This window comes from Erythrobacter sp. A6_0 (assembly GCF_017744235.1).
GTDB lineage: Bacteria > Pseudomonadota > Alphaproteobacteria > Sphingomonadales > Sphingomonadaceae > Qipengyuania.
The window spans coordinates 207846-231735 of sequence record NZ_JAGHQR010000004.1; the positions used below are offsets into that span (position 1 = coordinate 207846).

General features: G+C 65.1%; 27 protein-coding genes. 12 read left to right on the forward strand and 15 right to left on the reverse strand.

Annotation, left to right across the window (positions count from 1 at the left end):
- Positions 1-4 precede the first annotated feature (4 nt).
- Complete coding sequence (locus tag J7347_RS12215; RefSeq protein WP_209162339.1) at positions 5-1240, forward strand: methyl-accepting chemotaxis protein; 1236 nt, start codon at positions 5-7, stop codon at positions 1238-1240.
- 57 nt (positions 1241-1297) lie between these two features.
- Here J7347_RS12215 and J7347_RS12220 read toward each other — a convergent pair whose 3' ends face one another.
- Positions 1298-1714: a VOC family protein gene (locus J7347_RS12220; protein ID WP_209162501.1), complete on the reverse strand. Its 417-nt coding sequence runs from the start codon at positions 1712-1714 to the stop codon at positions 1298-1300.
- Positions 1715-1817: 103 nt separating this feature from the next.
- On the opposite strand from J7347_RS12220, the gene J7347_RS12225 reads away from it, so the two are divergent.
- Positions 1818-2486 carry a glutathione S-transferase family protein gene (locus tag J7347_RS12225; protein ID WP_209162340.1) on the forward strand — a complete coding sequence of 223 codons (669 nt, stop codon included), beginning with the start codon at positions 1818-1820 and terminating at the stop codon, positions 2484-2486.
- On the forward strand, positions 2486-3352 hold the full coding sequence (locus J7347_RS12230) for a S1/P1 nuclease (RefSeq protein WP_209162341.1): 867 nt from the start codon (positions 2486-2488) through the stop codon (positions 3350-3352). Before J7347_RS12225 ends, J7347_RS12230 begins: the two co-directional genes overlap by 1 nt.
- Here J7347_RS12230 and J7347_RS12235 read toward each other — a convergent pair.
- The gene (locus J7347_RS12235) at positions 3349-3816 is read right to left on the reverse strand and encodes a cupin domain-containing protein (protein ID WP_209162342.1); all 468 of its coding nucleotides are present in this window, start codon (positions 3814-3816) and stop codon (positions 3349-3351) included. The genes J7347_RS12230 and J7347_RS12235 overlap by 4 nt on opposite strands.
- Positions 3817-3845: 29 nt before the next feature.
- Between J7347_RS12235 and dapE the strand changes: the two genes are divergently transcribed.
- Together dapE and J7347_RS12245 are read left to right on the forward strand one after the other, a co-directional pair.
- The gene (gene dapE, locus J7347_RS12240; protein WP_209162343.1) at positions 3846-4979 is read left to right on the forward strand and encodes a succinyl-diaminopimelate desuccinylase; all 1134 of its coding nucleotides are present in this window, start codon (positions 3846-3848) and stop codon (positions 4977-4979) included.
- Positions 4980-5074: 95 nt separating this feature from the next.
- On the forward strand, positions 5075-6331 hold the full coding sequence (locus tag J7347_RS12245) for a dicarboxylate/amino acid:cation symporter (protein WP_209162344.1): 1257 nt from the start codon (positions 5075-5077) through the stop codon (positions 6329-6331).
- A gap of 3 nt (positions 6332-6334) precedes the next feature.
- Here J7347_RS12245 and J7347_RS12250 read toward each other — a convergent pair whose 3' ends face one another.
- The 3 genes from J7347_RS12250 to dapB are packed head-to-tail and all read right to left on the reverse strand — an operon-like array spanning position 6335 to position 8195.
- Positions 6335-6757, reverse strand: coding sequence for a hypothetical protein (locus J7347_RS12250; protein ID WP_209162345.1), 423 nt, complete (start codon positions 6755-6757; stop codon positions 6335-6337).
- Positions 6758-6795: 38 nt separating this feature from the next.
- Positions 6796-7461, reverse strand: coding sequence for an endonuclease III (nth, locus tag J7347_RS12255; RefSeq protein ID WP_209162346.1), 666 nt, complete (start codon positions 7459-7461; stop codon positions 6796-6798).
- Between the two features lie 5 nt (positions 7462-7466).
- Positions 7467-8195, reverse strand: a complete 729-nt coding sequence (dapB, locus tag J7347_RS12260; protein ID WP_067680941.1) for a 4-hydroxy-tetrahydrodipicolinate reductase — start codon at positions 8193-8195, stop codon at positions 7467-7469.
- Positions 8196-8230: 35 nt separating this feature from the next.
- Here dapB and J7347_RS12265 point away from each other — a divergent pair, with 35 nt between their 5' ends.
- Positions 8231-8944 (forward strand): NAD-dependent deacylase, encoded by a 714-nt coding sequence (locus J7347_RS12265; protein WP_209162347.1) that lies wholly within the window; start codon positions 8231-8233, stop codon positions 8942-8944.
- Here the strand turns inward: J7347_RS12265 and J7347_RS12270 are convergent.
- The 6 genes from J7347_RS12270 to mutM all read right to left on the reverse strand — a co-directional run bounded on the left by J7347_RS12270 (position 8941) and on the right by mutM (position 13989).
- Positions 8941-9513, reverse strand: coding sequence for a DedA family protein (locus J7347_RS12270; RefSeq protein ID WP_209162348.1), 573 nt, complete (start codon positions 9511-9513; stop codon positions 8941-8943). The two genes, J7347_RS12265 and J7347_RS12270, sit on opposite strands and share 4 nt — an antisense overlap.
- Positions 9510-10295 carry a HesA/MoeB/ThiF family protein gene (locus tag J7347_RS12275; protein ID WP_209162349.1) on the reverse strand — a complete coding sequence of 262 codons (786 nt, stop codon included), beginning with the start codon at positions 10293-10295 and terminating at the stop codon, positions 9510-9512. Before J7347_RS12275 ends, J7347_RS12270 begins: the two co-directional genes overlap by 4 nt.
- Positions 10292-10708: a DUF983 domain-containing protein gene (locus J7347_RS12280; protein WP_067680932.1), complete on the reverse strand. Its 417-nt coding sequence runs from the start codon at positions 10706-10708 to the stop codon at positions 10292-10294. Before J7347_RS12280 ends, J7347_RS12275 begins: the two co-directional genes overlap by 4 nt.
- Before the next feature lie 76 nt (positions 10709-10784).
- Complete coding sequence (dnaA, locus tag J7347_RS12285; RefSeq protein ID WP_209162502.1) at positions 10785-12197, reverse strand: chromosomal replication initiator protein DnaA; 1413 nt, start codon at positions 12195-12197, stop codon at positions 10785-10787.
- Positions 12198-12743: 546 nt separating this feature from the next.
- A complete protein-coding gene (gene rpsT, locus J7347_RS12290) occupies positions 12744-13004 on the reverse strand; it encodes a 30S ribosomal protein S20 (protein WP_067680929.1) in 261 nt (86 codons plus the stop codon).
- Between the two features lie 157 nt (positions 13005-13161).
- A complete protein-coding gene (gene mutM, locus J7347_RS12295; RefSeq protein WP_209162350.1) occupies positions 13162-13989 on the reverse strand; it encodes a bifunctional DNA-formamidopyrimidine glycosylase/DNA-(apurinic or apyrimidinic site) lyase in 828 nt (275 codons plus the stop codon).
- A gap of 56 nt (positions 13990-14045) precedes the next feature.
- On the opposite strand from mutM, the gene J7347_RS12300 reads away from it, so the two are divergent.
- Genes J7347_RS12300 through J7347_RS12310 form a run of 3 tightly spaced genes read left to right on the forward strand, consistent with a single transcriptional unit; the run spans position 14046 to position 17459 of the window.
- Positions 14046-14795 carry a class I SAM-dependent methyltransferase gene (locus tag J7347_RS12300; RefSeq protein WP_209162351.1) on the forward strand — a complete coding sequence of 250 codons (750 nt, stop codon included), beginning with the start codon at positions 14046-14048 and terminating at the stop codon, positions 14793-14795.
- Between the two features lie 4 nt (positions 14796-14799).
- Positions 14800-16356: a 2-polyprenylphenol 6-hydroxylase gene (gene ubiB, locus J7347_RS12305; protein WP_209162352.1), complete on the forward strand. Its 1557-nt coding sequence runs from the start codon at positions 14800-14802 to the stop codon at positions 16354-16356.
- Positions 16323-17459 (forward strand): hypothetical protein, encoded by a 1137-nt coding sequence (locus tag J7347_RS12310; RefSeq protein WP_209162353.1) that lies wholly within the window; start codon positions 16323-16325, stop codon positions 17457-17459. The genes ubiB and J7347_RS12310 overlap by 34 nt, the downstream gene beginning before the upstream one ends.
- Here J7347_RS12310 and J7347_RS12315 read toward each other — a convergent pair.
- Entirely contained in the window at positions 17410-17829 is a 420-nt protein-coding gene (locus J7347_RS12315; protein ID WP_209162354.1) for a hypothetical protein, read from the reverse strand. The genes J7347_RS12310 and J7347_RS12315 overlap by 50 nt on opposite strands.
- Positions 17830-18004: 175 nt before the next feature.
- Here J7347_RS12315 and J7347_RS12320 point away from each other — a divergent pair, with 175 nt between their 5' ends.
- Positions 18005-19627, forward strand: a complete 1623-nt coding sequence (locus J7347_RS12320) for a bifunctional phosphopantothenoylcysteine decarboxylase/phosphopantothenate synthase (protein WP_209162355.1) — start codon at positions 18005-18007, stop codon at positions 19625-19627.
- Positions 19624-20085 (forward strand): dUTP diphosphatase, encoded by a 462-nt coding sequence (gene dut / locus J7347_RS12325; protein ID WP_209162356.1) that lies wholly within the window; start codon positions 19624-19626, stop codon positions 20083-20085. Before J7347_RS12320 ends, dut begins: the two co-directional genes overlap by 4 nt.
- Here the strand turns inward: dut and J7347_RS12330 are convergent.
- Positions 20082-20636, reverse strand: coding sequence for a hypothetical protein (locus J7347_RS12330; protein ID WP_209162357.1), 555 nt, complete (start codon positions 20634-20636; stop codon positions 20082-20084). The two genes, dut and J7347_RS12330, sit on opposite strands and share 4 nt — an antisense overlap.
- 147 nt (positions 20637-20783) lie before the next feature.
- Here J7347_RS12330 and J7347_RS12335 point away from each other — a divergent pair, with 147 nt between their 5' ends.
- Positions 20784-21842: a transcriptional regulator gene (locus tag J7347_RS12335; RefSeq protein WP_209162358.1), complete on the forward strand. Its 1059-nt coding sequence runs from the start codon at positions 20784-20786 to the stop codon at positions 21840-21842.
- Between the two features lie 62 nt (positions 21843-21904).
- Here J7347_RS12335 and J7347_RS12340 read toward each other — a convergent pair whose 3' ends face one another.
- Both J7347_RS12340 and trpS read right to left on the reverse strand, forming a co-directional pair.
- Positions 21905-22591: a DUF4136 domain-containing protein gene (locus J7347_RS12340; protein WP_067680899.1), complete on the reverse strand. Its 687-nt coding sequence runs from the start codon at positions 22589-22591 to the stop codon at positions 21905-21907.
- Between the two features lie 205 nt (positions 22592-22796).
- Entirely contained in the window at positions 22797-23882 is a 1086-nt protein-coding gene (gene trpS, locus J7347_RS12345; RefSeq protein ID WP_209162359.1) for a tryptophan--tRNA ligase, read from the reverse strand.
- Between the last annotated feature and the right edge of the window lie 8 nt (positions 23883-23890).

Here is a 23890-nt window from a genome sequence, read left to right on the forward strand (position 1 = left end):
GCGAATGAGCATGAACGAAGTCTGGGCCCGCGCACTTGCCCATATTGGGAACGGCGTCGTGATCCTGGACGAAGCCGAGATCATCCAGCTGATCGGTCCGAAGGCCCTCACCCTGTTCGGTTGCGACGCGAATTCGATCGGTAAGGGGAGCAGCCTCGGAGAATTCCTGGCCTGTATAGGCCGGAAGGTCGGCTGGTCCGAAGAGCGGATCGCCAATGTCCACGAAAATCACCGGACATGGAAATCGGCTGACGAGGACAAGGAGATATTCCATCATTTCGACGATGGCATGATCCTCAGAATTTCCTATTTTCCTTCCCACGGCAACGGCGCCGTCCTGACTTACGATGACGTCACGATCGAGCGGCAGCTCGCCGGAATGATGGAAGCGCGCCAGACCGACGCCGACCTTTTTCACGAACAGGTCCAGTCCACGATTTCGTCCGTGGCCGACGCGTCGAAGGACACGCGCAGCCAGCATGGCCAGGGGCTGTCGGCGGCACGCGAAGCGTCGGCCTCTATCACCGAACTGGCGACGGCTTCGGAACGATCGGCGAACTCCCTGAACGATGCATCGGCCATCACCGGCGAGATCGGCGCGCTGTTCGAGCAATTGGTTTTCGATCTGGACGGCGTTGCGTCGGAAACCCGCATCGCCGTCGAGAGCGCCCGGGCAGGAAAGAGCATAGCAGACACGTGCGTGACGCGGGTCGACAGCGCCAACGATGTCCTCGGTATCATTCGCTCGCTCGCCGACAAAAGCCGCCTTCTCTCGCTCAACGCAAGGATCGAGGCTGCCTTGGCCGGAAACGCCGGTACCGGCTTCGCCGTGGTGGCCCAGGAGGTCAAATCGCTCGCTCAGCAGATCGACGAAGCTGCGGCAAAGACAGAATCCGATCTCGTCGAGATGCGGGAAATGGTCGGGCAGGCCTTGGCCGCCAACAATACGATCGAAGCGGCGATCGTCAGTATCAACGATCTTTCCCAGGCCCTTCGGAGCAAGACAGCCGACCAGAAGACCAAAATGCGATCCGTGACGCGTACGATCGATGAAACGGCGGCAACGGCATCCTCCATGCGGGACATGAGCCGGAGAGCGGATCGGGACGTCGGCAAACTCGTCGCCACGCTGGATGGGACGGAGCAGCGTTTCCGCAGCGTCGATCAGACGGTTTCGGTGCTCGTGAACGGTGCCACGCGCTTCAAGGAAGCGCATCTGGCGAGAAGCGAAGCCGCTTAGGCGGGAGGCGAAGCAGCTGCTCGCCCGCGTGCCGTGCGCAGGCGCGCGGCTTCCGCGCTACTTCGCGAAGATCATCGCATCGTCGGCAAACGCCTTGAACTCAAGCGCGTTGCCGCTGGGGTCGCGGAAGAACATGGTGGCCTGTTCGCCCGACTGGCCCTTGAAGCGGATCGTCGGCTCCATCGCGAAAACCGTGCCCGCTGCTACCAGCCTGTCCGCCAGTTTCTGCCAGTCGTCCATCTCCAGCAACACGCCGAAATGCGGAACAGGCACGTCGTGGCCGTCGACGGAATTGCTTGCGCGGTCTCCGGCCTCGCCGCCCGTATGCGCTACCAATTGATGGCCGAAGAAATCGAAATCGACCCATTCGTCGGAGCTTCTCCCCTCTGCGCAGCCGAGCAGGTCGCCGTAGAAGGCGCGTGCCTCCGCCAGGTCGCGGACGGGGAAGGCGAGGTGGAAGGGGCGCAGTGTCATGATGCTTTCATACAGCTGGCCGAGCGATGCGCCTAGAGCCTGCATCCACCTCGACAGCGTCCCGGCGAGCCTTTACCGCGCGACCAAGCAAACGGGGCATCCCATGAAACTGATTATCGGCAACAAGAACTATTCCAGCTGGTCGCTGCGCGCCTGGCTCGCGGTCAAGCAATCGGGCCTCTCCTTCGAGGAGATCACCGTGCCGATGTTCGGCGAACAGTGGGAAAGCGCCAAGCAGCAGGACGGCTTCCAGGCCTCGTCGGGCAAGGTGCCGATCCTGTGGGACGGCGAAACCGTCATTTGGGACAGCCTCGCCATTCTCGAATATTGCGCGGACAAGGTCGGGCGCGAGCGGTTCTGGCCCAAGGACGATACCGCGCGCGGCATGGCCCGCGCGATGGTCGCCGAAATGCATTCGAGCTACCATGCGCTGCGCAGCGAATGCGCGATGAATATCAGGAAGCGCTTCGAAGGCGTTCATCTGTCCGATGCCTGCAAGCACGACATCGTGCGCATTCTCGGCCTGTGGGCGGAGGCGCGGGCGCGCTTCGGCGATGGCGGGCCGTTCCTGTTCGGCACGTTCGGCGCGGCGGACGTGTTCTATGCCCCCGTGGTCAGCCGCTTCATCAGCTACGGCATCGGCGTGCCCGGTTTCGCCGCGACCTATATGGAAGCGGTGTGGGAGCATGACTGGATGCAGAGCTGGATCGCCGCCTCCGAGAACGAGGAATGGGTGATCGAACAATACGAAACCGCGCCCGGAGAAGCCTGATGCGCCTGTTCGCACTTATCGCCGCCGCCTTCGCGCTGGCGCTGCCCCAGACGGCCTCCGCTTGGGGGTTCTACGCCCACACCATCACTGCCGACATCGCCGAAGCGAATGTGAAGCCCGAAACGCGCCGCGCCATAGAGCGGTTGATGCGGGTCGAAGATCAGATCGGCACGCCCGATTGCCCGCTGGCGAGCATCCAGGACGCGTCGGTATGGCCCGACTGCCTGCGCGGCGAAGGCTGGCGCTGGGCCTATACCTTCCCCTGGCACTACCAGACCGAACCGATCACCGAGGAATACAGCGACCGCAAGAATTGTTCGGGCGGATCCTGCGTCAGCGCGCAGGTCACGCGCAACCAGCGCGTGCTGGCCGATGAGAGCCTGCCCGCCAATGTCCGCCTCGAAGCGCTCGCCTTCCTCGTCCATTTCGCGGGCGACATCCACATGCCGCTCCATTCGGGCGATCTCGACGATCGCGGGGGGAATGACCGGGTGGTCGATTACGGGATCGTGCCGGAATTGAACCTGCACTGGATCTGGGATGGGCCGCTCGCGGAGCGTGCGATCAGCGGCAATCCGCCGGTGGTGCGCCGTTACACCGCCGCCGAACGCGCGGAACTGGCAGGCGGCGGTCCGGCGGATTGGGGCCGCGAAAGCTGGCAGCTGTCGCGCGACTTCGTCTATCCCAACGCCTATGGCTGCGATCCATGCACGGGCGACCTGGCAGAGCGGACCATGCTCGACCAGCAGGCGATCGATCGCGCCATTCCGATCGCACGGCGGAGAGTTTTGCAGGCTGGGCTGAGGATTGCCGAAGCGCTCGACGCCGCGTTCGCGCCGGGTCCGCTGGCGGTGGACGAACGCTAGGCCGGACGTTCCGCGTCGTACCGAGTGCCGTCCTTGCGGGCATACCCCTCGGCATCGAATACGAGATCGATATCGGAATATTCGCCCGAATCCTTCGCGCGGTCCCCGCCGCTGATTGCCACGTACACGCACGGCTCGTCGGAGGGGTTGTGGAGCCGATGGCCGTCTTCCACGCCCGCAGGCCAGGCGAGGACATCTCCGGCCCGTACAAAGGTCTCGCCCGCATCCTCGATCAGCACCGCTTCTCCTTCGAGCATCACAACCAGCTCGTCCTGCCCGCGATGCCAGTGCCGCTGTGACGAATACGCGCCCGGCTCCAGCGTCACATGGCTCGCGCCCAGCTTGGTCAGCCCTGCGACGGGCGCGAGGCGGCGATACCAGCGGCCCGCCACGTCCTCGTCGAAAGGCGTCGGATAGCCGGTGAGATTGGTTTTCGGGATGGCGTCGAGATCGAGCTTGGGCATGGGCGCGCACTCCTGCTAGCGCACCAAGGATGACCGATGTTCTCGACTTCGCCAAGCGGCTGATCGCCGCGCCCAGCGTCACCCCCGCCACCGGCGCGGTGTTCGACGCGATGGAAGACATGTTGGCTCCGCTCGGCTTTACAGTTACGCGTTTCACGCGGGGCGATGGCGAGGCGGGATCGCCGGAGGCGCCGGTCGAAAACCTCTTCGCGGTGCGCCGCGGTCCGCCGGGCTCCAAACATTTCGCTTTCGCAGGCCATCTCGACGTGGTCCCTCCGGGTGAGGGCTGGGCGAGCGGAGCGTTCGAGCCGGAAATCAGAGGCGATCTGCTTTACGGGCGCGGCGCGGTCGACATGAAGGGCGCGATCGCCTGCATGGCGGCGGCGGTGGCGGATGTGCCGGAGGATGCGGGGACGGTCAGCTTCATCATCACCGGCGACGAGGAAGGCCCCGCGCTGCACGGAACGCGCGCGCTGATCGACTGGATGCGCGAGCACGGCGAACAGCCCGATCTCTGCCTCGTCGGCGAACCCACCAGCGTCAATCGCCTGGGCGACATGATGAAGATCGGCCGCAGGGGCTCGGTCAATATCTGGCTGGAGGTCGAGGGGACGCAGGGCCACGTCGCCTATCCGCATCTGGCCGACAATCCCATCCCGAAGCTGGTCGCCATGCTGGCCGAACTGGACGCGCTGGTGCTCGACGAAGGCACCGACTGGTTCCAGCCCTCCAATCTCGAAATCACCGATCTGGAAGTCGGTAACACCGCGCACAATGTCATCCCCGCCGTGGCAAAGGCGCGCATTTCGATCCGCTTCAACGACACCCATTCGGGCGCCTCGCTATCCGACAAAGTGGTCGCCATCGCGAAAAAGCATGGCGGCACCGCGCTGCCCATCGTCTCCGGCGAGCCGTTCCTGACCCCGCCTGGCGAGTTTTCCGCCATCATCGCCAACGCAGTAAAGGCGGAAACCGGCGTCGATCCCGAGCCTTCCACCACCGGGGGCACGTCCGATGCGCGCTTCCTGCGCGCCGTATGTCCGGTGATCGAATTCGGGCTGGTCAATGCGACCATGCACAAGCGCGACGAGGCCGTGGCGGTCGAGGATCTGCACGTCTTGGCCCGTATCTACGCGCGTATCGTCAAAGCGGCCCTGGCCTGACCTTCCCGCTTTCGGGGAGGATTCCTGCAAGCACGCTTCCCTTCCCTCCTCGCTTTGCGTAGCTTCGCGCGAAATACGGGTAGGGAAGCCAAAACATGAAAACCTGGTTCGCCATTCCGCTGTGGCAGCGCGTCATCGCGGCGCTCGTTCTCGGCGTGATCGTCGGCTTCGTCTGGGGGCCAGGCGCGGAAAGCATCAAGATCATCGGCGATATCTTCATCGCCTTCATCAAGATGCTGGTGGTGCCGCTGATCTTCTTCAGCCTCGTCGCGGGCGTCGCCAGTATCGGGGATTTGAGAAAGCTCGGCAGCGTCGGCTGGCGCGCGCTGTTGCTGTTCGTCGTAACCGGGCAGATGGCGGTGTGGCTGGGCCTTGCCATCGGCAGCTTCTTCACCCCCGGTTCGCGCATCGATGGCAGCACGATGGCGCTCGATCAGGGCGCGCTCGAAAACGCGCAGGCGCGGCAGGAACAGGCGGTCGGTTTCCGCGACATGATTCTGGAAGTGGTGCCCGACAGCCCGGTTCAGGTGATGGCGGACGTGAATGTCCTGCCGCTGATCGTGTTCTCGCTCTTGATCGGCATCGGCATTCTGATGGCGAAGGAAGAGGGCAAGCCCGTCCTCGCCATCTTCGAAAGCGGATCGGTGGTGATGCAGAAGGTCACCATGATCGTGATGGAACTGACCCCGTTTGGCGTGTTCGCGCTGATGGCGTGGGTAGCGGGTACGCTGGGGCTGCAGGCGCTGCAGGCGCTCGGTATCCTCGTCGCGCTCAACTATTTCGGCTGTCTGCTGATAATCGGGCTGATCTATGCCGGGATGATCAAATTTCTGGCCAAGCTGCCGGTGATCGATTTCTTCCGCGGGATCACCGATGCGATCGCGGTCAGCTACTCGACCGCCAGCTCCAATGCGACCTTGCCGGTGACCCTGCGCTGTGCGGAGCGAAATCTCGGCGTGTCGAAATCGGTCGCCGCCTTCGTGATCTCGCTGGGCGCGACGATCAATATGAACGGCACGGCCATGTATCTCGGCCTCGCCACCATCTTCGGGGCACAGGCCTTCGGCGTGGACCTGACCTGGAACGATTATTTCCTGATATCCATCCTCGGCACGCTGGGCGCAATCGGCGCGGCGGGCATTCCGGGTGCGGGCCTGATCATGATGGTGCTGGTGTTCGGCGCGGTCGGCGTGCCGCTTGAAACCATCGCTCTGGTCGCGGGGATCGACCGGATCATGGACATGATGCGCACCACGACGAATGTCAGCGGTGACGCGGCGGTGGCCGTGACGGTGGCAAGCATGACGGGAGAGCTGGACCGCGCGGAGATGATTTCGGCGGACGACGTTTAGGGATCAGGAGCCCATCGCGTCTTTCGTCCGATCGACATATTCGACCGGGACGAAATCGCCCAGGCCGCAGACTGCACCCTGCGATGCGCCGCCGTCGATCGGATCGATCACGCGGACCGTCTGATTGGCGCATAACTGACCCGCCAGCGGCTCGTAGGCGATCGAGCGCAGCGATCCCAGGCGCGGGCAGGGCGAGGGGAGCGTGTTGCGATAGATGGTCGAGCCCAGCCGGAAATCGATCGTGCGGTCGTCCTGAACCGTCTGGCGCGAGATCAGCGAGGTGTTTATGCAGCGCTGCGCCTTGCCCACCGCAGCGGCGGGGCGTGCATCGCTCACAAAGGTGCGGCTGGTGCCGAGCGGGGCGCAGCCCGATACCAGCGCGAGGCTTGCCGAGATGAAGCCGGAGTAAAGTACGGAGCGGAGCATCGGTCGTCTCCTCGAAAGGCGGCTTCGCCGTTTGAAGCCTACTCCTTTCGAACCGGCGCCTTGCGGGCAGGTTCCGGAGTCTTCTTCCGATAGCTGCACAGATCCGCCACCCGGCAGCGCCAGCATTCTGGCGTGCGTGCCTTGCAGACATAGCGGCCGTGCAAGATCAGCCAGTGATGGGCATGCAGGCGGAAGGGCTGGGGCACGCGCTTCTCCAGCTTGGCTTCGACCTGTTCCGGCGTCTTGCCCTTGGCGAGGCCGGTGCGGTTGCCGACGCGCAGTATGTGCGTGTCGACCGCGAAAGTCTCCTGCCCGAACCAGCAATTGAGCACGACATTGGCGGTCTTGCGCCCCACGCCGGGCAGGCGGACGAGATCCTCGCGCGTGCCGGGCACCTCGCCCCCATATTCGTCGACCAGAAGCTGCGAGAGCGCGATCACGTTCTTCGCCTTGGAATTGAACAGGCCGACGGTCTTGATGTGCTGTTTCAGCCCCTCCTCCCCCAGGTCGAGCATCTGCTGTGGCGTCTCGACTTCGCGAAACAGCGCGCGGGTCGCCTTGTTGACGCCGACATCGGTCGCCTGCGCGGAGAGCGCCACGGCCACGACGAGCTGGTAGGCATTGCCGTATTCGAGCTCGGTCTCGGGCGCGGGATTGTCTTCCGCCAAGCGGCGGAAGAATTCGAAGATCTGGTCCTTGGTCATGCGCGTCAGAGGCCCAGGACGTCGTCCATCCGGTACCGCCCCGGCTCGCGCCCGATCAGCCAGCCCGCCGCGCGGATGGCACCGCGCGCGAAGATCGAGCGGTTTTCGGCGCTGTGGGACAGAGTGATGCGCTCTTCCTCGCCCGCCAGAATCACGCTGTGCTCGCCCGCCACGGTGCCGCCGCGCAGGCTGGCGAAGCCGATCGCGCCTTCCGCCCGCGCGCCGGTCTGGCCGTCTCTCCCCCGTTCCGAATTCTCGGCCAGCGTAATCTCGCGGCCCTCAGCTGCCGCCTCGCCCAACAGAAGCGCGGTGCCGCTGGGTGCATCGACCTTGCGACGGTGGTGCATTTCCAGAATCTCGATATCCCAGTCCGGCCCCAGACGCTCAGCCGCCTCGCGCACCAGATGGGCAAGCAGCGTCACGCCGAGCGAGGTGTTGCCCGTCTGAAGCACGGGCACCGCGCGCGCGGCATTGTCGATCGCCTGATGGTGGCGCGCTTCCAGCCCCGTAGTGCCGATCACCAGCGGAATGCCTGCCCCGATCGCCGCGTGGAGATTGGCGTCCAGTGCCTGGGGCGCGCTGAAATCCACCAGCACGTCCGACCGGTCGGCAAGCCCTGCCGGATCGCCACCGCGATCGATCCCGCCCGACAGCTCGTGGTCCGATCGCTCCACGACGGAGATCAGGGCCGCGCCCATCGCTCCTTCGCTCCCAATGATACCGATCCGCGCCATTGCCACTCCCCGCTCGCCTGTGCTTGAACGCCCGCATGGCCGACCGATCCGACATACGCAATATCGTCATTCTCACAGGCGCGGGTGTGAGCGCGGAAAGCGGGATCGACACCTTCCGCGCGGAAGGCGGGTTGTGGGAGCAGCACCGGGTCGAGGATGTCGCCACGCCCGAAGCGTTCGAACGCGATCCCGACCTGGTGCTGCGCTTCTACGACATGCGCCGCGAAGCGATCCAGACGAAGCAGCCGAACCCGGCGCATCAGGCGCTGGCGAAGCTGGACCGCGAATGGAGCGGCGAGCTGTTGATCGTCACGCAGAATGTCGACGATCTGCACGAACGCGCCGGGGCGAACCGCATCCTGCATATGCATGGCACGCATCTCAACGCCTGGTGCACTGCCTGCGATGTACGCAGTCCATGGCGCGGCACGCTGATCGACCGGCCCGCCTGCCCCGCATGCGGCGAAAAGGCCCTGCGCCCCGATGTCGTCTGGTTTGGCGAGATGCCTTACGAGATGGACCGCATTTTCGCCGCGCTGCGCGAAGCGGATCTGTTCGTCTCGATCGGCACGTCGGGCGCGGTATATCCCGCCGCCGGTTTCGTCCGGAATGCGCGCGATCTCGGCGTGAAAACGCTCGAACTCAATCTCGAAGCCAGCCAGGGCTCCCACTGGTTCGACCAATCCCGACACGGCCCGGCGAGCGTGCTGGTGCCCCAGTGGGTGGAGGAGATGCTGGCTGCGGGTTAAAGCGGCGCGCGCCTTCGCAGTCGGTTTCGCAGCCATAGGCCGAACGCCGCGAAGACGATTCCCAGGCCGGCAATCGCGATGAGATAATGCGGCAGACGTTCGAGCCGCGCTCCGAGCCCGGCAAGGGTCGCCGCAAGCGCATAGCCGACCGTCGCCACCAGCCATGCCCATAACACCGCAGCTATGGCGTTCAGCAGGGCGAAGCGATGCCAGGCGATGGCGCTGGTGCCGAGCGCGATGGGGCTGACGGTGCGCAGGCCCCACAGGAAGCGGAACGCGAAGACGAAGCCGGTCGGATGTCGCTCGATCAGGCCCATCGCGCGCTGAAACGCAGGGCGCGCGGTCCAGCGGCGCAGGCGGGGATGATCGCGATAGCGCCGCCCGATCTGGAAGAAGCCCTGATCCGCGAGGAACGAACCGGACGCTGCGGCCAGAATGACGAGCGGCATGGACATGAGGCCGCGATGCGCGATCAGGCCGCCTGTCGCGACCACGGTTTCCCCTTCGATGGCGGCCCCTGCGAAGATCGCGAAAAGGCCGTAATGCGCAATCAGCGCCTCGATCGTCATCCTTCCGATCCGCATCCCTTGCAGGCCGGATCCTTGGCAATGCGGAAACTGCGCATGGCGGGGGCCATCCCGTCCATCAGATGCACCGTCCCCCATTGGGCGCCGCCGAAATCGGTGACCCCGTCGAGCAGGACGCGTACTGCCTGCATCGCGGCGAAGCTCGCGGTCCAGCCTGCCATCGCGCCCAGCATCCCGTCTTCGGCGCAGGTGTCGCAATCGTCCGCGTCGAACGCATCGCCCACGAAGCAGCGGTAGCAGGGCTGATCCTCGCGGTGCCCGGCAAAAGCGCCCACCTGGCCCTGAAAACGGCCGACCGCTGCGGCGAGCAAGGGCACACCCGCGCGCACGCAGGCGTCCGACACGGCGAGGCGAGTAGCGAAGGTGTCCGTCCCGTCGAGCACGAGATCGGCATCCTCGACCAGAGCCTCGGCATTGGCGGCATCGATCCGGCGATCGCTGATCGTCACGTCGAGGTCGGGGTCGAAGCCGGTGATCCAGCGCTTGGCGATCACTGCCTTGCCATGGCCGATATCGCGCGTCGTATAGAGCGTCTGGCGCTGGAGATTGGACAGTTCGACCCGGTCGTCGTCTACCAAAGTGAGCTTACCGATACCCGCCGCCGCCAGATATTGGAGAGCGGGGCTACCGATCCCGCCGAGCCCGATAAGAACGAGATGCCTGCCCGCCAGCGCAACCTGGCCCGCGCCGCCGATTTCGGGCAGGACGATATGGCGCGCGAAGCGGTCGAGGCGGGCTTCGGACAAAGCGGGGCCGCGAGTCATGGTTCGCCGTCTTCGGAAAGGGCTCGCTCGCGCTTGAATCCATGCATCCCGTTCCACCATTGCAGCGCGATCACCGCGCCCTTGGACGGCTGGATCAACGCCATCAGCATCGCGATCGCCATGGCGAAAACGATGATGGTCAATGCGAGGATCGAAAGCTCGAAATCCAGCACCAGCATGATCAGGATGGGCGCGAGGACGTGGCCGGTGATGAAAATGGCGACATAGGCGGGAAAATCGTCGGAACGCTGCTCACGCAGGTCGAGCGCGCAGCACGGGCAATGATCCTTGGGCTTCAGCCAGGCGCGGAACAGCCGGCCCTCACCGCACCGCGGACATTTGCCGAGAAAGCCGCGCAGGATCGCGGCCAGGAAGCTGTGCGGCAAGTCGTAAGATGGTGGGGAGGGGGCCATGCGCCTGCCCTAGGCGTTCGAAGGCCGCGCCGGAACCCAATTTTCCGGCGCGGAGTCAGCGCTAAGATCGAATCCCTCAGCTTTCCAGCTGGCGCAGCAGGCTGCGCACGTCTCCGTCCATATCGGCATCGCGCTGACGCAGATCCTCGATCAGGCGGACGGCGTGGATCACGGTCGAATGGTCGCGCCCGCCGAATTTGCGGCCGATCTCGGGATAGCTGCGCGGCGTGAGCACCTTCGACAGATACATCGCCACCTGGCGCGGGCGCACTACGGCGCGGGCACGGCGCTTGCTGCTCATTTCGCTGCGGTCGATGCGGTAGAACTGGCAGACGGTCCGCTGGATCTCGTCGATCGTTATCCGGCGGCGATTGGCCGACAGGATATCGGTGAGCTGTTCTTCGGCCAGCTGGAGCGAGACTTCCTGTCCCGTCAGCTGGGCATAGGCGATCAGCTTGTTCAGCCCGCCGACCAGCTCACGGACATTGCGCGTAATGGTGCGGGCGAGGAAATCGATCACATCGCCCGGCACTTCGAGCGGGGCGAACTTGGTCAGCTTCGATTCCAGGATCGTCTTGCGCAATTCGATATCGGCGGGCTGGATGTCCGCGACAAGGCCCATCGAAAGGCGCGAAAGCAGCCGCGGCTCGACGCCGTCGAGCGCCTGGGGCGCGCGATCCGCGGCAAAGACCAGGCGTTTGCCTTCGGCCAGCAGCGCGTCGATCGTATAGAGCAGCTCTTCCTGCGCCGAAGCCTTGCCGATGATGAACTGGATGTCGTCCACCAGCAGGAGATCGAAGCTGCGCAGGCGCGCCTTGAATTCCATCATCTGGTTCTGTTTCAACGCCTGGACGAATTCGACCATGAAGCGTTCGGCGCTGCAATAGAATATCCGGCTGCGCGGATGGGATTTCAGAAAGCTGTGGCCGATCGCGTGCAGCAGATGCGTCTTGCCCTGACCGGTGCCCGCCTTGAGATAGAGCGGGCTGAACTGGGGCTGCTCGGGTGCGGCCATGCGCTGGGCGGCGTTACAGGCCAGCACGTTCGCTTCGCCGGTCACGAAGGCTGCGAAAGTGAGCGAAGCATCCAGTCCGACATGCGATGTGAAACCAGCATCGCCGATCGTGTCGGCGGCTATCGCCATCATGCCGGTGTCGGCACCGTCATTGGCGGCGCGTCGCCCATCGGAATGCAGATGCAGATCGGCGACCTTGCGGCGACCGGGGTGCACGCTGATGCGGACATTGCGAACTTCGGCGGATGCGATCTTCCACGCAAGAGACAGGCGATCCGCAAACCGGTCCTGCACCCATTTCGCCGAGAATTCGGTGGGCAGGAACAGGTCGAGCGTGCCGGTTTCGCGGTCGATCCCGCCGATTTGGATCGGCTTGATCCACTGGCTGTGCAGCTGGTGGCCCAGATCCTTGCGCAGGCCCTGACTGATATCCGCCCAGTCCGCCGCGAGATTGATAGCTTCGAGGTCTTCCATTAAATCGTCCCGACCCTTCTGCCGTTCCGGCTGGCGCTCTTGCGCCCCGCCACTTGTTCTACCCATCGTACGCACACCCGTCCCGTCACCGGAAACGCACGCGTTTCCAGCGCCCCAAGCCCCCGAGAAGGCATTTCGATAAAGCTTCGCATTGCCCCGGAATCGCTGATCCGGCGGCTCCCCCGCTCAATCAGATTGTGAAGCCGGGCGCTGTCCAGTCGCCCGGCGTGGCCATGTTGTAGGTCGGTCTCGAAGCGAGTCGCAAGTGGGGACAAGGCAAAAAATCTGAAATAAAGCGCTTGACCCGCCAAGACCCGCAGGCCGCCGTTCAAGCCAATGAATCGGTTCGTTTTTATCCGCTCGGACGCTCGCGAATCATGGGATTCCGGAGGCTTGCGCGCGGAGCATGTGACAGGGTGGTTACGGGTCTGCGATGCCGTATGACGAAGGGTGCTCAGACGCGAAAAGGCCGCTGCGATTCCTCGCAACGGCCTTTTCGAATATTCGTGGCTTGCCGACCCGCAAGGGCCGGTGCAGCCGCTCGCCTTAGAGGGCGGCGACGCGCTTCGACAGCCGGCTCATCTTGCGCGCGGCGGTGTTCTTGTGGATCACGCCGCGCGACACGCCGCGGGCCAGTTCGGGCTGCGCGGCCTGAAGGGCATCGCTCGCCGCTTTCTTGTCGCCTTCGGCAACCGCGCTTTCGACCTTCTTGAGGTGCGTGCGGATGCGGCTCATGCGGGCGGTGTTCACTTCGGCCCGGCGCTCGTTGCGGCGGATGCGCTTCTTGGCTTGCGGCGTATTGGCCATGTCGGTCCTTGTCTGGCTCGTAGCTTGGGCGCCTGCCTGATGGAGCGGCGCGTTGGTTGATCGAATCTCGAATTAAAGAGACGGCGCATTACCGCCGGAAAGCGGCGCACATACGGGGACGGGCGCGAATCGTCAAGGAATTTACCGCGCGGCCGGATCAGCGCTGACAGACCGGGCAGAACCATGTGCTGCGTCCACCCTGTACCACGCGCCGGATCGTGCCGCCGCAGTCTTCGTCATCGGCGCGATGGCAGGCCTGCCCTTCGCGCCCGTAGACGTCGAAGCGGGTCGCGAAATAGCCCAGCTCGCCATCGGGCTGTGCAAAATCGCGCAGGGTGGAGCCGCCGTCGCGGATCGACTGTTCGAGCACGTCGCGGATCGCGGGAACGAGCCGTTCGAGCTGGGGCCGGGTGACCTTCGCCCCGGTCTTGCGCGGATCGATGCGCGCGCGCCACAGCGCTTCGCAGACATAGATATTGCCGAGCCCGGCGACCACGCGCTGGTCCAGCAGGAGCAGCTTGATCGCGGGTTTGCGTCCCGCGGTTGCGCTGCGCAGATGCGCCGCCGTCAGCGCATCGCCCAGCGGTTCCGGACCGAGCGCGGCGAAGGGTTTCCAGAGATCGAGCTCGGGCACCGTCAGCAAATCCACCGATCCGAAGCGGCGCGGATCATTGAGTGCGAAGCGGTGCGCGGCGGTTTCGAGCACCAGATGGTCGTGCGTCTCCGCGCTTTCGGGATCGATTCGCCAGCGCCCGCTCATGCCGAGGTGAAACACCATGACGTGATCGCGATTGGTATGGATCAGCCCGTATTTCGCCCGGCGCGACAGGCCAGATACGCGCGCACCGGTGAGCGCCTGGACGAGGTCGGGCGGGAAGGGGCGGCGCAGATCGGGGCGGTTCACGGTCACCCGCGTGATCGTTTCGCCGTCGAGATAGCGCGCCAGCCCGCGCACGGTGGTTTCGACTTCGGGAAGTTCCGGCATGATCTGCCTCTGACACCCCTTTGCCGTCCCGGCAATTCCCCCTAAGGCTTCGCGTCATGGATCAGCCCACGACCGACCACGACACCGTCTCCTTCGGATACGAGGATATCGCCGCGGACGAAAAGGCCGCCCGCGTCGGCGCGGTCTTTTCGAATGTGGCCAGCAAATACGACATCATGAACGATGCGATGTCGGGGGGCATGCACCGGCTGTGGAAGGACCGCTTCGTCAAGCGGGTGAAGCCCCAGCACGGCGAAGCGGTGCTCGACATGGCGGGGGGCACGGGCGACATCGCTTTCCGCATGGCGGAACGCGGCGCGGAAGTGACCGTGGCCGATATCAATCAGGACATGCTCGACGTTGGGATCGAACGCGCGATGGAACGCGGCATCACCGGCCTGTCCTGGTCGTGCCAGAACGCGGAAGAGCTGAGTTATCCCGCGCGCCAGTTCGACGCCTATACGATCGCCTTCGGTATCCGCAACGTCACCCGGATCGACAAGGCGCTGAGGGAAGCGCATCGCGTGCTCAAATTCGGCGGGCGGTTCTTCTGCCTCGAATTCAGCACTGTCGAATGGCCCGGCTTCAGGGAAGCTTACGACCTCTATTCGCACAAGCTGGTGCCGCAGATCGGCAAAATGGTGGCGGGTGACGAGGACAGCTATCGCTATCTGATCGAATCGATCCGGCGTTTTCCGCCCATGCCGGAATTCGAACGCATGATCCGCGATGCGGGGTTCGAAAACACGCGGGTCGAGCCGATCATGGGTGGCCTCGTCGCGATCCATTCCGGGTGGAAGGTCTGAGCATTTGACCAGACCCGCGACGCATATCTGGCGACTCCTGAAATGGGGCCGCACACTGGCGCGACACGGGGCGCTGCGCGGGATCGAGCGCGATCCCAATACGCCGCCTCCGGTCAAGCGCCTGGCGCGGATCGCGCGGTTCGGCACCATCCAGCCGCGAGAACCCGATTACGCCGGTGCCTTCCAGGCGATCGGTCCCGCCGCGATCAAGCTCGGCCAGACGCTGGCGACCCGGCCCGATCTTGTGGGCGAGGATGCGGCGCAGAACCTTCTCGGGCTGCAGGACAGCCTGGCGCCTGTGCCCTTCGCGCAGATCGAGGCGGCGATGGAGGCTGCCTTCGGCCAGCCGCTCGACACGCTGTTCCAGTCGATCGAACCCGATCCGGTGGGCGCGGCTTCGATCGCGCAGGTCCATCGCGGCGTCACCATCGACGGACGAACGGTTGCGATCAAGGTTCTTCGCCCCGGCATTCGCGAACGCTTCGCGCGCGACATCCAGACCTATGAATGGGCGGCGGCGCATCTGGAAGCGATGGGGACGGGCGAAGTGCGCCGCCTGCGCCCGGCGTTGACCATCGCCAATTTCAAGCGCTGGACTCTGCGCGAACTCGACCTCAGGCGCGAGGCGGCGAGTGCGTCGGAACTTTCCGAAGCGATGCGGGGCACGCCGCGCTACATGATTCCTCAGGTCGATTGGGATCGCACCAATGGCCGGGTGATGACGATCGAATGGATCGACGGCACCAAGATATCGCGTACCGAAGAGCTGATCGCGCAGGGGCATGATCTGCCCGATCTTGCCGAACGGCTGGTGCTGGCCTTCCTCAAACAGGCGATCAGCTACGGCTATTTCCACGCCGACATGCATCAGGGCAATCTGTTCGTGAAGCCGGACGGGACGATCGCCGCGATCGATTTCGGGATCATGGGCCGGATCGACCGGCAGGCGCGGCAGTGGCTGGCGGAAATCCTCTACGGACTGACCACGGGCGATTACCGGCGCGTCGCCGAAATCCATTTCGAGGCACAATATGTGCCTTCCCACCACTCGGTCGACGAATTCGCCACCGCGCTGCGGGCGGTTGGCGAACCGATGCGCGGCAAGCCGGTGAGCGAATTAAGCGTCGGCCAGATGCTCGACGGGCTGTTCGCCATTACGCGCGATTTCGACATGCAGACCCAGCCGCATCTTCTGCTGCTTCAGAAGACGATGGTGATGGTCGAAGGGATCGCCACCCAGCTCAATCCCAAGATCAATATGTGGGATGTGAGTGCTCCCTTCGTGCGCGAATGGATCCGCGATGAGCTGGGCCCCGAAGCCGCGCTGGCCGACCGGATCCGCGAGGATACCGAGACGCTGCTGCGCGTGCCTGCGCTGATCCGGCGGCTGGAAGAGATGTATCCGCCGCGCGGCGGTGCGCCCGAGCCGCCGCCTCTGCCGGAGATCGAGCTTATCGGCGAGCGGCGCAAGCGCGATCGGGGCTGGTTCGGCTATCTCGTCGCGGCTCTTGGCGGAGGGGGACTGGCATGGCTGGCCGCGGCGCAGGGCTGGATCGGCTGATTTCGGGGCGTTTCGGCGCGCTGCCGGAGCGTCCGCTACGCCTTTTCCCGCGCTGGGCGGGCGTTCTCCTGCTGATCCTGACGGCCATCGCTTGCATCGCCAATGCAACCAGCCTGCAAACGCTCGACCAGCGGCTGCAAACCCAGAACACCGCGCGCAGCGAAGAAGGCGCGCGAGTCGACATGGATCTCTACCGCACGATCAATGCGCGCGTGGCGGCGGGCGAGGAATATTACGCGGTCGCGACCGACGAACATCGGCGCACGAAATACCCCACCGCTCCGTTCGTTACCGTCCGTACGCCGGTGCTGGCCTGGACGACGGCGCTATGGGATGCTGCGGGATGGCGGGCCATCGCGATCCTGTTGTGGGTCGCCGATATCCTGGCTTGGCATGCGGCTCTCAAGACGCGCGGCTCGCGGTCCGAGCGGATGGGGGCGGCAGGGCTGGTGGCGCTGTTCGGCGTGGTCGCGCTGATCCCCGAAATCGCGACCAGCCACGAAGCACTTGCCGGGCTGATGATCTCGCTCGCGCTGGCCCTGTCGGAACGATTTTTTCCGGCCGCGCTGGCTCTGGCCTTCTGCGCCAGCGCGCTGCGGCTGCTCGCCGTCCCGTTCCTGCTTTTGTGGACCGCGCTGGCGATTTTACAAAAGCGATGGTCGCGCGCGATGGCGTTGGGGGCCGCTCTGGCGGTCCTCGCGATCGGAGTGGTCCTCCACGCGAATGCCGTGGCGGCGGAGCGCCTTCCGGGCGATCTCGTTTCGGAAGGGTGGCAGGCTCTGATCGGCCCGGCCTTGCCGCTTTACGGGATCAACCTGCTGACGATTCTGCAGGAGCTTCCGGCCTGGATCGCCGGGCCGCTCGGCGTGCTGCCCCTGCTCGGCTGGGCGGCGCTGGGCGGGCGGATGGGGACGCTGGCGCTCGGCTGGTTTGCCGGGTTCTTCCTGTTCGTCGCCCTGTTCGCGCGGCTGGAGAATTTCTACTGGATGGGCCTCGTTGTGCCGGCCTACGGCGTAGGCCTTGCCTTCGTGCCGCGCGCCATTGTGGACGCGCTCAGCCTGCGCGAAACTTCGAGCGACGCCGCCGCCACGGCCACACCCTGATGGCCAGCGCCAGGATCGCGACATGGCCGAGCTCCACAGCCATCGGCAGCCACCAGCCTTCATAACTACCCACCACCAGCAGATTGATCAGCCGTCCGGTAAAGGCGATTGCGAACAGAGCGAGCGGCACAGTCAGCACGTCGCCCCGGCGGCGCCATGCGCCAAGGCCCATGAAACCGGCAGCGACGAGGAAGAAGGCCGTGAAGTCCGCCCGCATCGCCGAAAGCCCTTCGGCTCCGCCATTCAGTAGATCAACCGCCGACAGTCCGAAATCCGCGCCCGATGCCGCCGGATTCACGAGAAAACCCATGCCCAGCATCAGATCGAGCAGCGCCAGCAAGGCGACGAGGGCGCTCAAGACGAAATGCATTGTTTTCTCTCCCGATCTTTCGATTCGCGCGTTAGGCCTGCGCGCACCCGCTACGCAAGCCCGCTGGCCTTCGCGATCCGGGCGCGCTAGCAGGCGGAGCGATGAGATATCGGTTTAATCGGCAGCGCGTTGCGCCTCTTCGACGAGCGACCGGCATGACGGGCGGATCGCGGCGATGAGCGGGCCGCGCATCCTGTTGGTGATCGGCGGCGGCATCGCGGCCTACAAATCCTGCGAACTCGTGCGCCTGATCCGCAAGGCGGGCGCCAGCGTGACTTGCGTACTGACCGAAGGGGGCGCGCAATTCGTCACGCCCATGTCGCTGGCCGCATTGAGCGAGAACAAGGTCTATACCTCGCTGTTCGATCTCAAGGACGAGGTCGAAATGGGCCACATCCAATTGTCGCGCGAGGCGGATCTCGTCGTCGTCTGCCCGGCGACCGCGAACATGCTGGCCAAGATGGCGGCGGGCATTGCCGACGATCTGGCGACCACGCTGATTCTCGCCACCGACAAGCCCGTGCTGGCCGTGCCTGCCATGAACGTGCGGATGTGGGAGCATGAGGCCACGCAGCGCAACGCGGAATGGCTGCGGCAGGCGGGCGTCACTGTGGTCGACCCCGACGAAGGGCCGATGGCCTGCGGCGAATTCGGACCCGGACGCCTGCCCGAACCGCCCGCGATCCTGCGCGCCATTGCCGACAAGCTCGATCTCGACATCGAAATGCCGGGCCTTCCCGCGCCCGATCTCGGCGGCGAATGGCTGGAGGTTCCGGAAGAAGACCTCGCTGCGCCACCGGCGCGCGGCGGCGGGCTGGGTTCGCTCCTGTCCGCGATTATCCCGCGCAGCACCGAACGGCGCAGCCATGACGATCTGGAGGCCGAGCTCGACGCGCTGCCGGATTTCGATGAAGCCGCGCCGGAAGCTGCGCCCGAAATCTCGCTCGAATTCGGCCCATCGCCCGACTCGCTTGATACCGGGCCCCTGTTGGCGACCAAGGGCAAGGCCGCCGCCGCACCGCCGACCGATCGCGAGGCGATCAATCACGAAGTCGGCCGGCAGGTCGCGCCCGAACCCGATCCCGTTTTCGATCCTCTCGACGGGCAGGCGGAATTCGACACCGATCCCGCGCATCGCCCGCTTTACGGGCGGCATGTGCTCGTGACCGCCGGGCCGACTCACGAAGCGATCGATCCGGTGCGCTACATCGCCAATCGCAGCTCGGGAAAACAGGGCTTCGCCATCGCCGCCATGGCTGCGGCGGCGGGCGCGCGCGTGACGTTGATCGCCGGACCGGTGCATCTGCCGACCCCGCTCGGCGTCGACCGGGTGGATGTCGAAAGCGCGGAAGAAATGGCCCAAGCGGTGCGCGCGGCGCTGCCCGCCGATGCGGCCTTCATGGTGGCCGCCGTCGCGGACTGGAAGGCGAGCCTGCCTGCCGGACAGAAGATCAAGAAGCGCGGATCGCGCCCGCCCGCGCTCGAACTCGCGGTAAATCCGGATATTCTGGCAAGCCTCGGCCAGGCCGAAGATCGCCCCGCATTGTTGATCGGGTTCGCGGCGGAGACCGAAAACGTCGTCGACAATGCGGTCGCGAAGCGGGCGCGCAAGGGAGCGGACTGGATCGTCGCCAACGATGTCGCCGATACCGGGCAGGGTTCGGTCATGGGCGGCGATCGCAACCGCGTCCACATCGTCACGAAAGATGGCGTCGAGACTTTGGACGAGATGCCCAAGCAGGATGTCGCGCGCGAACTGGTGCGCCGCGCGGCTGCGGTGCTGGAGGCACGCGCATGAATGAACCGGTGGGCGTGAAGATCAAGCGTCTGGCGCATGGGGCGGGGCTGGCGCTGCCTGCCTACGCCACCCATGGCGCGGCGGGCATGGACGTGCTGGCGGCGGAAGGATGCACGATCGCGCCCGGCGCACGCCATGCGGTGGCGACCGGTTTCGCGCTGGCGATCCCCGAAGGCTACGAAATTCAGGTCCGTCCGCGTTCGGGCCTCGCGCTCAAGCATGGGATCACCGTGCCCAACACGCCGGGCACTATCGATTCAGACTATCGCGGCGAATTGAAGGTCATCCTGATCAATCACGGTGGCGAAGATTTCGCCATCGCGCGGGGCGACCGGATCGCGCAGCTCGTCCTCGCCCCGGTGGTGCAGGCACGCTGGAGCGAGGTTGAGGAGCTGGACGAGACCGCGCGCGGGACGGGCGGCTTCGGATCGACCGGCGGCCACGCGAAACTGGGCTAGACGCTCGCCGCGCGGTGGAAGCCCAGCGCCGCCGTGCTCCAGATGCCGGCAAAGACGATCAGAATGCCCCATTCGACTTCGTGGCCGGGCATGGCGCTCGTCGCGTAGATTCCCGACGCGATCTGCCCCAGCGCGACGCCTGCAAACACGAAGCGCAATATTTTGGGGCGAAAACGCACGGCGAGCGTGACGATGGCTGCGGCGACGACCATCAGGCTGATGGCGATATTCACCGGCTCCCCTTCGGCCCCGATGAACCCGACCGCCGCATTGGCCCACAGAGTGAGGAAGCCCGCGACCGCCGCGATGGCGAGGCCGAGCGTATGCATGCCGCCGCGTCCGACTCGCACTGCAATCTCCAGCCCCATGCCGAGCGAGAAGAGCAGCACGCCGGCAAAGACGAAATCGAGCGCGGTCCACTCTACCTCGTCGGTGAAGCGCATAGCGATGGCGGGCAACAGCAGCAGCGCCAGCGCCGCGCTCCACCCGGCGATGCGCCAGCCGTTGAAGAAGTGTGATTGGGACGAGGGGGGCTGGGGCGAGTCGATCATGGTTCAATTCCTGCGGTTTCGATGGCGATCCTATGCCTTGCCATGCGCCTGAGCGGCATGAGCAATTCCTGAGGAAAGCCGAAGCTAGGCGTGAAAACCTTCCCGTCGCGACTCCTTTGGCATAGGCCGAAGCGCGAAGAGGGGAGCATGACCGACACTTTGCCCATCCTGTGGTTCGATGGATTCGCGCTCGATCGCGCCGACCGGCAGGTCTGCCGCGATGGCGCGCCGCTCGATCTCGGCAGCCGCTATTTCGACGCTCTGGTCCTGCTGGTGGAAGCGCGCGGGGCGCTGGTGTCCAAGGACCGCTTCATGGACGAAGTCTGGCGCGGCATTCCGGTGACGGACGAGGCGCTGACTCAATGCATCCGCACTCTGCGCCGCGCTCTGGGCGACGAGGCGGGCAATCCGCGCTTCATCCAGACCGTGCCCAAGCACGGCTATCGCTTCCTGGCCGAGGTCGAGGAGGAAGCTGACGCGCAAAGCGTGGTTGAGAGCGCAAACACCTCTGTACCATTGCAGCAAGAACCCGGCCCCGGACGCCTCGCCGCGGCGACCACTCTGGGCGGCGCGCTAACGGGCGTGATCGGCGGTCTGTTCTACGGCATCGCTGGGGCGTCGGGCGGCGCATCGACCGTGCTGGTGCTGACAGCGCTCGTCACTCTGCTGGGCACGCTCGCGGGGGCTGGCATCGGGCTTGGCATGGCGAGCGCTTTTGCATGGCGGGGGCGGATCGATGCGGTGCTGATCGCTGGAGCCATGCTGGGCGGCATGGCGGTGGGCGCGCTGGGTGGGACGATGGGCAGGGACGGCGTGGGCCTCCTGACCTCGCAATCGATCGGCGCGGTGGCGAGCCTGGTCGAAGGATTGATTATGGGCGGCGCGATCGGCTGCGCGCTCTGGCTGGCATGGATCCGGCGGAGCGGAATCGCGGCGGCGGCGCTTTTCGCGCTTCTCGTGGGCGCGCTAGGCGGGTTCGCGATCGACCTTGTCGGCGGGCGTCTTCTGGGCGGGTCGCTTTATGCCTTGCAGCTGGGGCTCGGCGATACGCGGCTCGAGATGGAAGGCCTTGGGACCGTTCTCGGCGAAAAGGGCTTCGGCCCGCGCACGCTGTCGGTCGCGACTATTGTGGAAGGCGCGATCCTCAGCGCCGGGACCATCGGCGCGGTCCGGTTCGCGTTCAGGGGCCGATTCGGGCAAGACTAGATACGAAAAGGGCGGCACCTCGCGATGCCGCCCTTTCGATAGATATTTCGGCTCCGGCCGATTTAGCGGCGCGCTGCCTTGTCTTCCGGTGCGATCGAGATGCGCACGGTCTCGCCCGAATTGCCGGGGAAATCGGTGAACATCGCTTCGACCAGATTCGGCACCAGATATTGCAGGCGGTCGGAGGTCGAGACCGCTTCGGCCTTGCCTTCGAACAGACGCTCGCCCGACGCCGCGCGGTCGATCTTCAGATCGATGCCGCTGGTGTAGACGGTGTAGCTGCGGATGTCCGAGCCGCCGAACCACGGATCGTAGAACCCGTATCCCCAGGGCCGCCCGTAAAAGCCGCGATAGGCGAGCCGCGAACGATAGGGGCTGAAGCGATACCACGGATCGTAGAACGGATCGCGCACGCCGGTGCTGCGAATGCGCTCGCGCCCGTTATCGACACCGTAATCGAAGCGGACCAGCAGGCTGGCGGCTTCGGGAGAGGCGGCCTGCGCGTAGCCCAGGCGCTGCATTTCTTCCTCGACCTCGTCGGCATAGAGCGCGAATTCGAGGCCGCCCGCCAGAGCGGGATCGTCGGCGACGACGAAGAAGCTTTCGCCCGTCGGCGCGGGGAGCTGGGTCTGGAAACGGGATACGTCCGCCTTGAATGACGGCGTCGCGCACGCCGCGAGGCTGGCGAGAAGAAGAGGTACGGAGGCTTTCCTGGCGATGCGCCCCCAACCTTGCGATGCGAAGGTCATAGATAGTCCTTTCGAAGTTCGAATCGCGCTGCGCGGGCCCTTTCCCCTGCCTGTCACTACCTGTCACGGGTCGATCGGCGGCCAATCTGTCAGCGAATAGGCACGGTCTATCGCAGCCGGGCTGAACCCGGTTTGAATGATATATCCGTCTCTTATCGAGCGCACTTGCGCGCTTCCGGTTCCCGAAGCGGCTCGCCCCGAACGCTCAGCCGCGCACCAGACCGAGCGCATCGTAGGTCGCATCGAGCGTCGCGACCGCCCGCTCGCGCGCCTGGGCCGCGCCGCGCGCCAGAATCGCGTCGAGCGCCTCGCGGTCCTCCAGAAGCTGCGTAAACCGCGCAGATATCGGTTTAAGCGTCTCGACCAGCGCTTCGCCCAGAAGCGGTTTGAAATGGCCGAAACCCTGCCCACCATGCTCTTCGAGCACGGCGTCGACGCTGCTGTCTGTCAGCGCGGCATAGATCGTCACGAGGTTCAGCGCCTCGGCCCGGTCTTCCAGCCCCTTGCGATCGGATGGCAAGGGCTCGGGATCGGTCTTGGCCTTCTTGACCTTCTTCATCACTTCGTCCGGATCGTCGGCGAGGTTGATGCGGCTCATATCGGAGGGATCCGATTTCGACATTTTCTTCGTCCCGTCGCGCAGGCTCATGATGCGCGCGGCATCGGGCGGCACGATCGGATCGGGCAGAGTGAAGACCGGCGCATCTTCAGTTGCGAAATCGTGGTTGAATTTCTGCGCGATGTCGCGCGCCAGCTCGAGATGCTGCTTCTGATCCTCGCCCACTGGCACATGAGTCGCCTGATAGAGCAGCACGTCGGCGGCCTGCAGCACGGGATAGGCGAACAGGGCGACGCTGGCGCCTTCGCGGTTCTTGCCCGCCTTGTCCTTCCACTGCGTCATGCGGTTGAGCCAGCCCATCCGCGCCGTGCCGTTGAGCAGCCATTGCAGCTCGGCATGCTGGGGCACCTGCGCCTGGTTAAACAGGATCGAGCGTTCGGGATCGATCCCGCAGGCAACCAGTGCCGCAGCCATCTCCAGCGTGCCCTGATGGAGCTGAGCCGGATCGTGCGGCATGGAAATGGCATGCAGGTCCGCGAGGAAGAACAGAGCCTCGTTCTTTTCCGCGCCACCGCCTGCGGCTGCTTGAGCGCCGTTTTTCTCAGCGCTACCGCCTTCGGCTGCGTGAGCGCCGGTAATCTCATCCTGCATCCGCACCCAATTGCGGATCGCGCCGAGATAATTGCCGAGGTGGAGATTGCCTGTCGGCTGGATGCCGGAAACGACGCGCATGGTTTTGG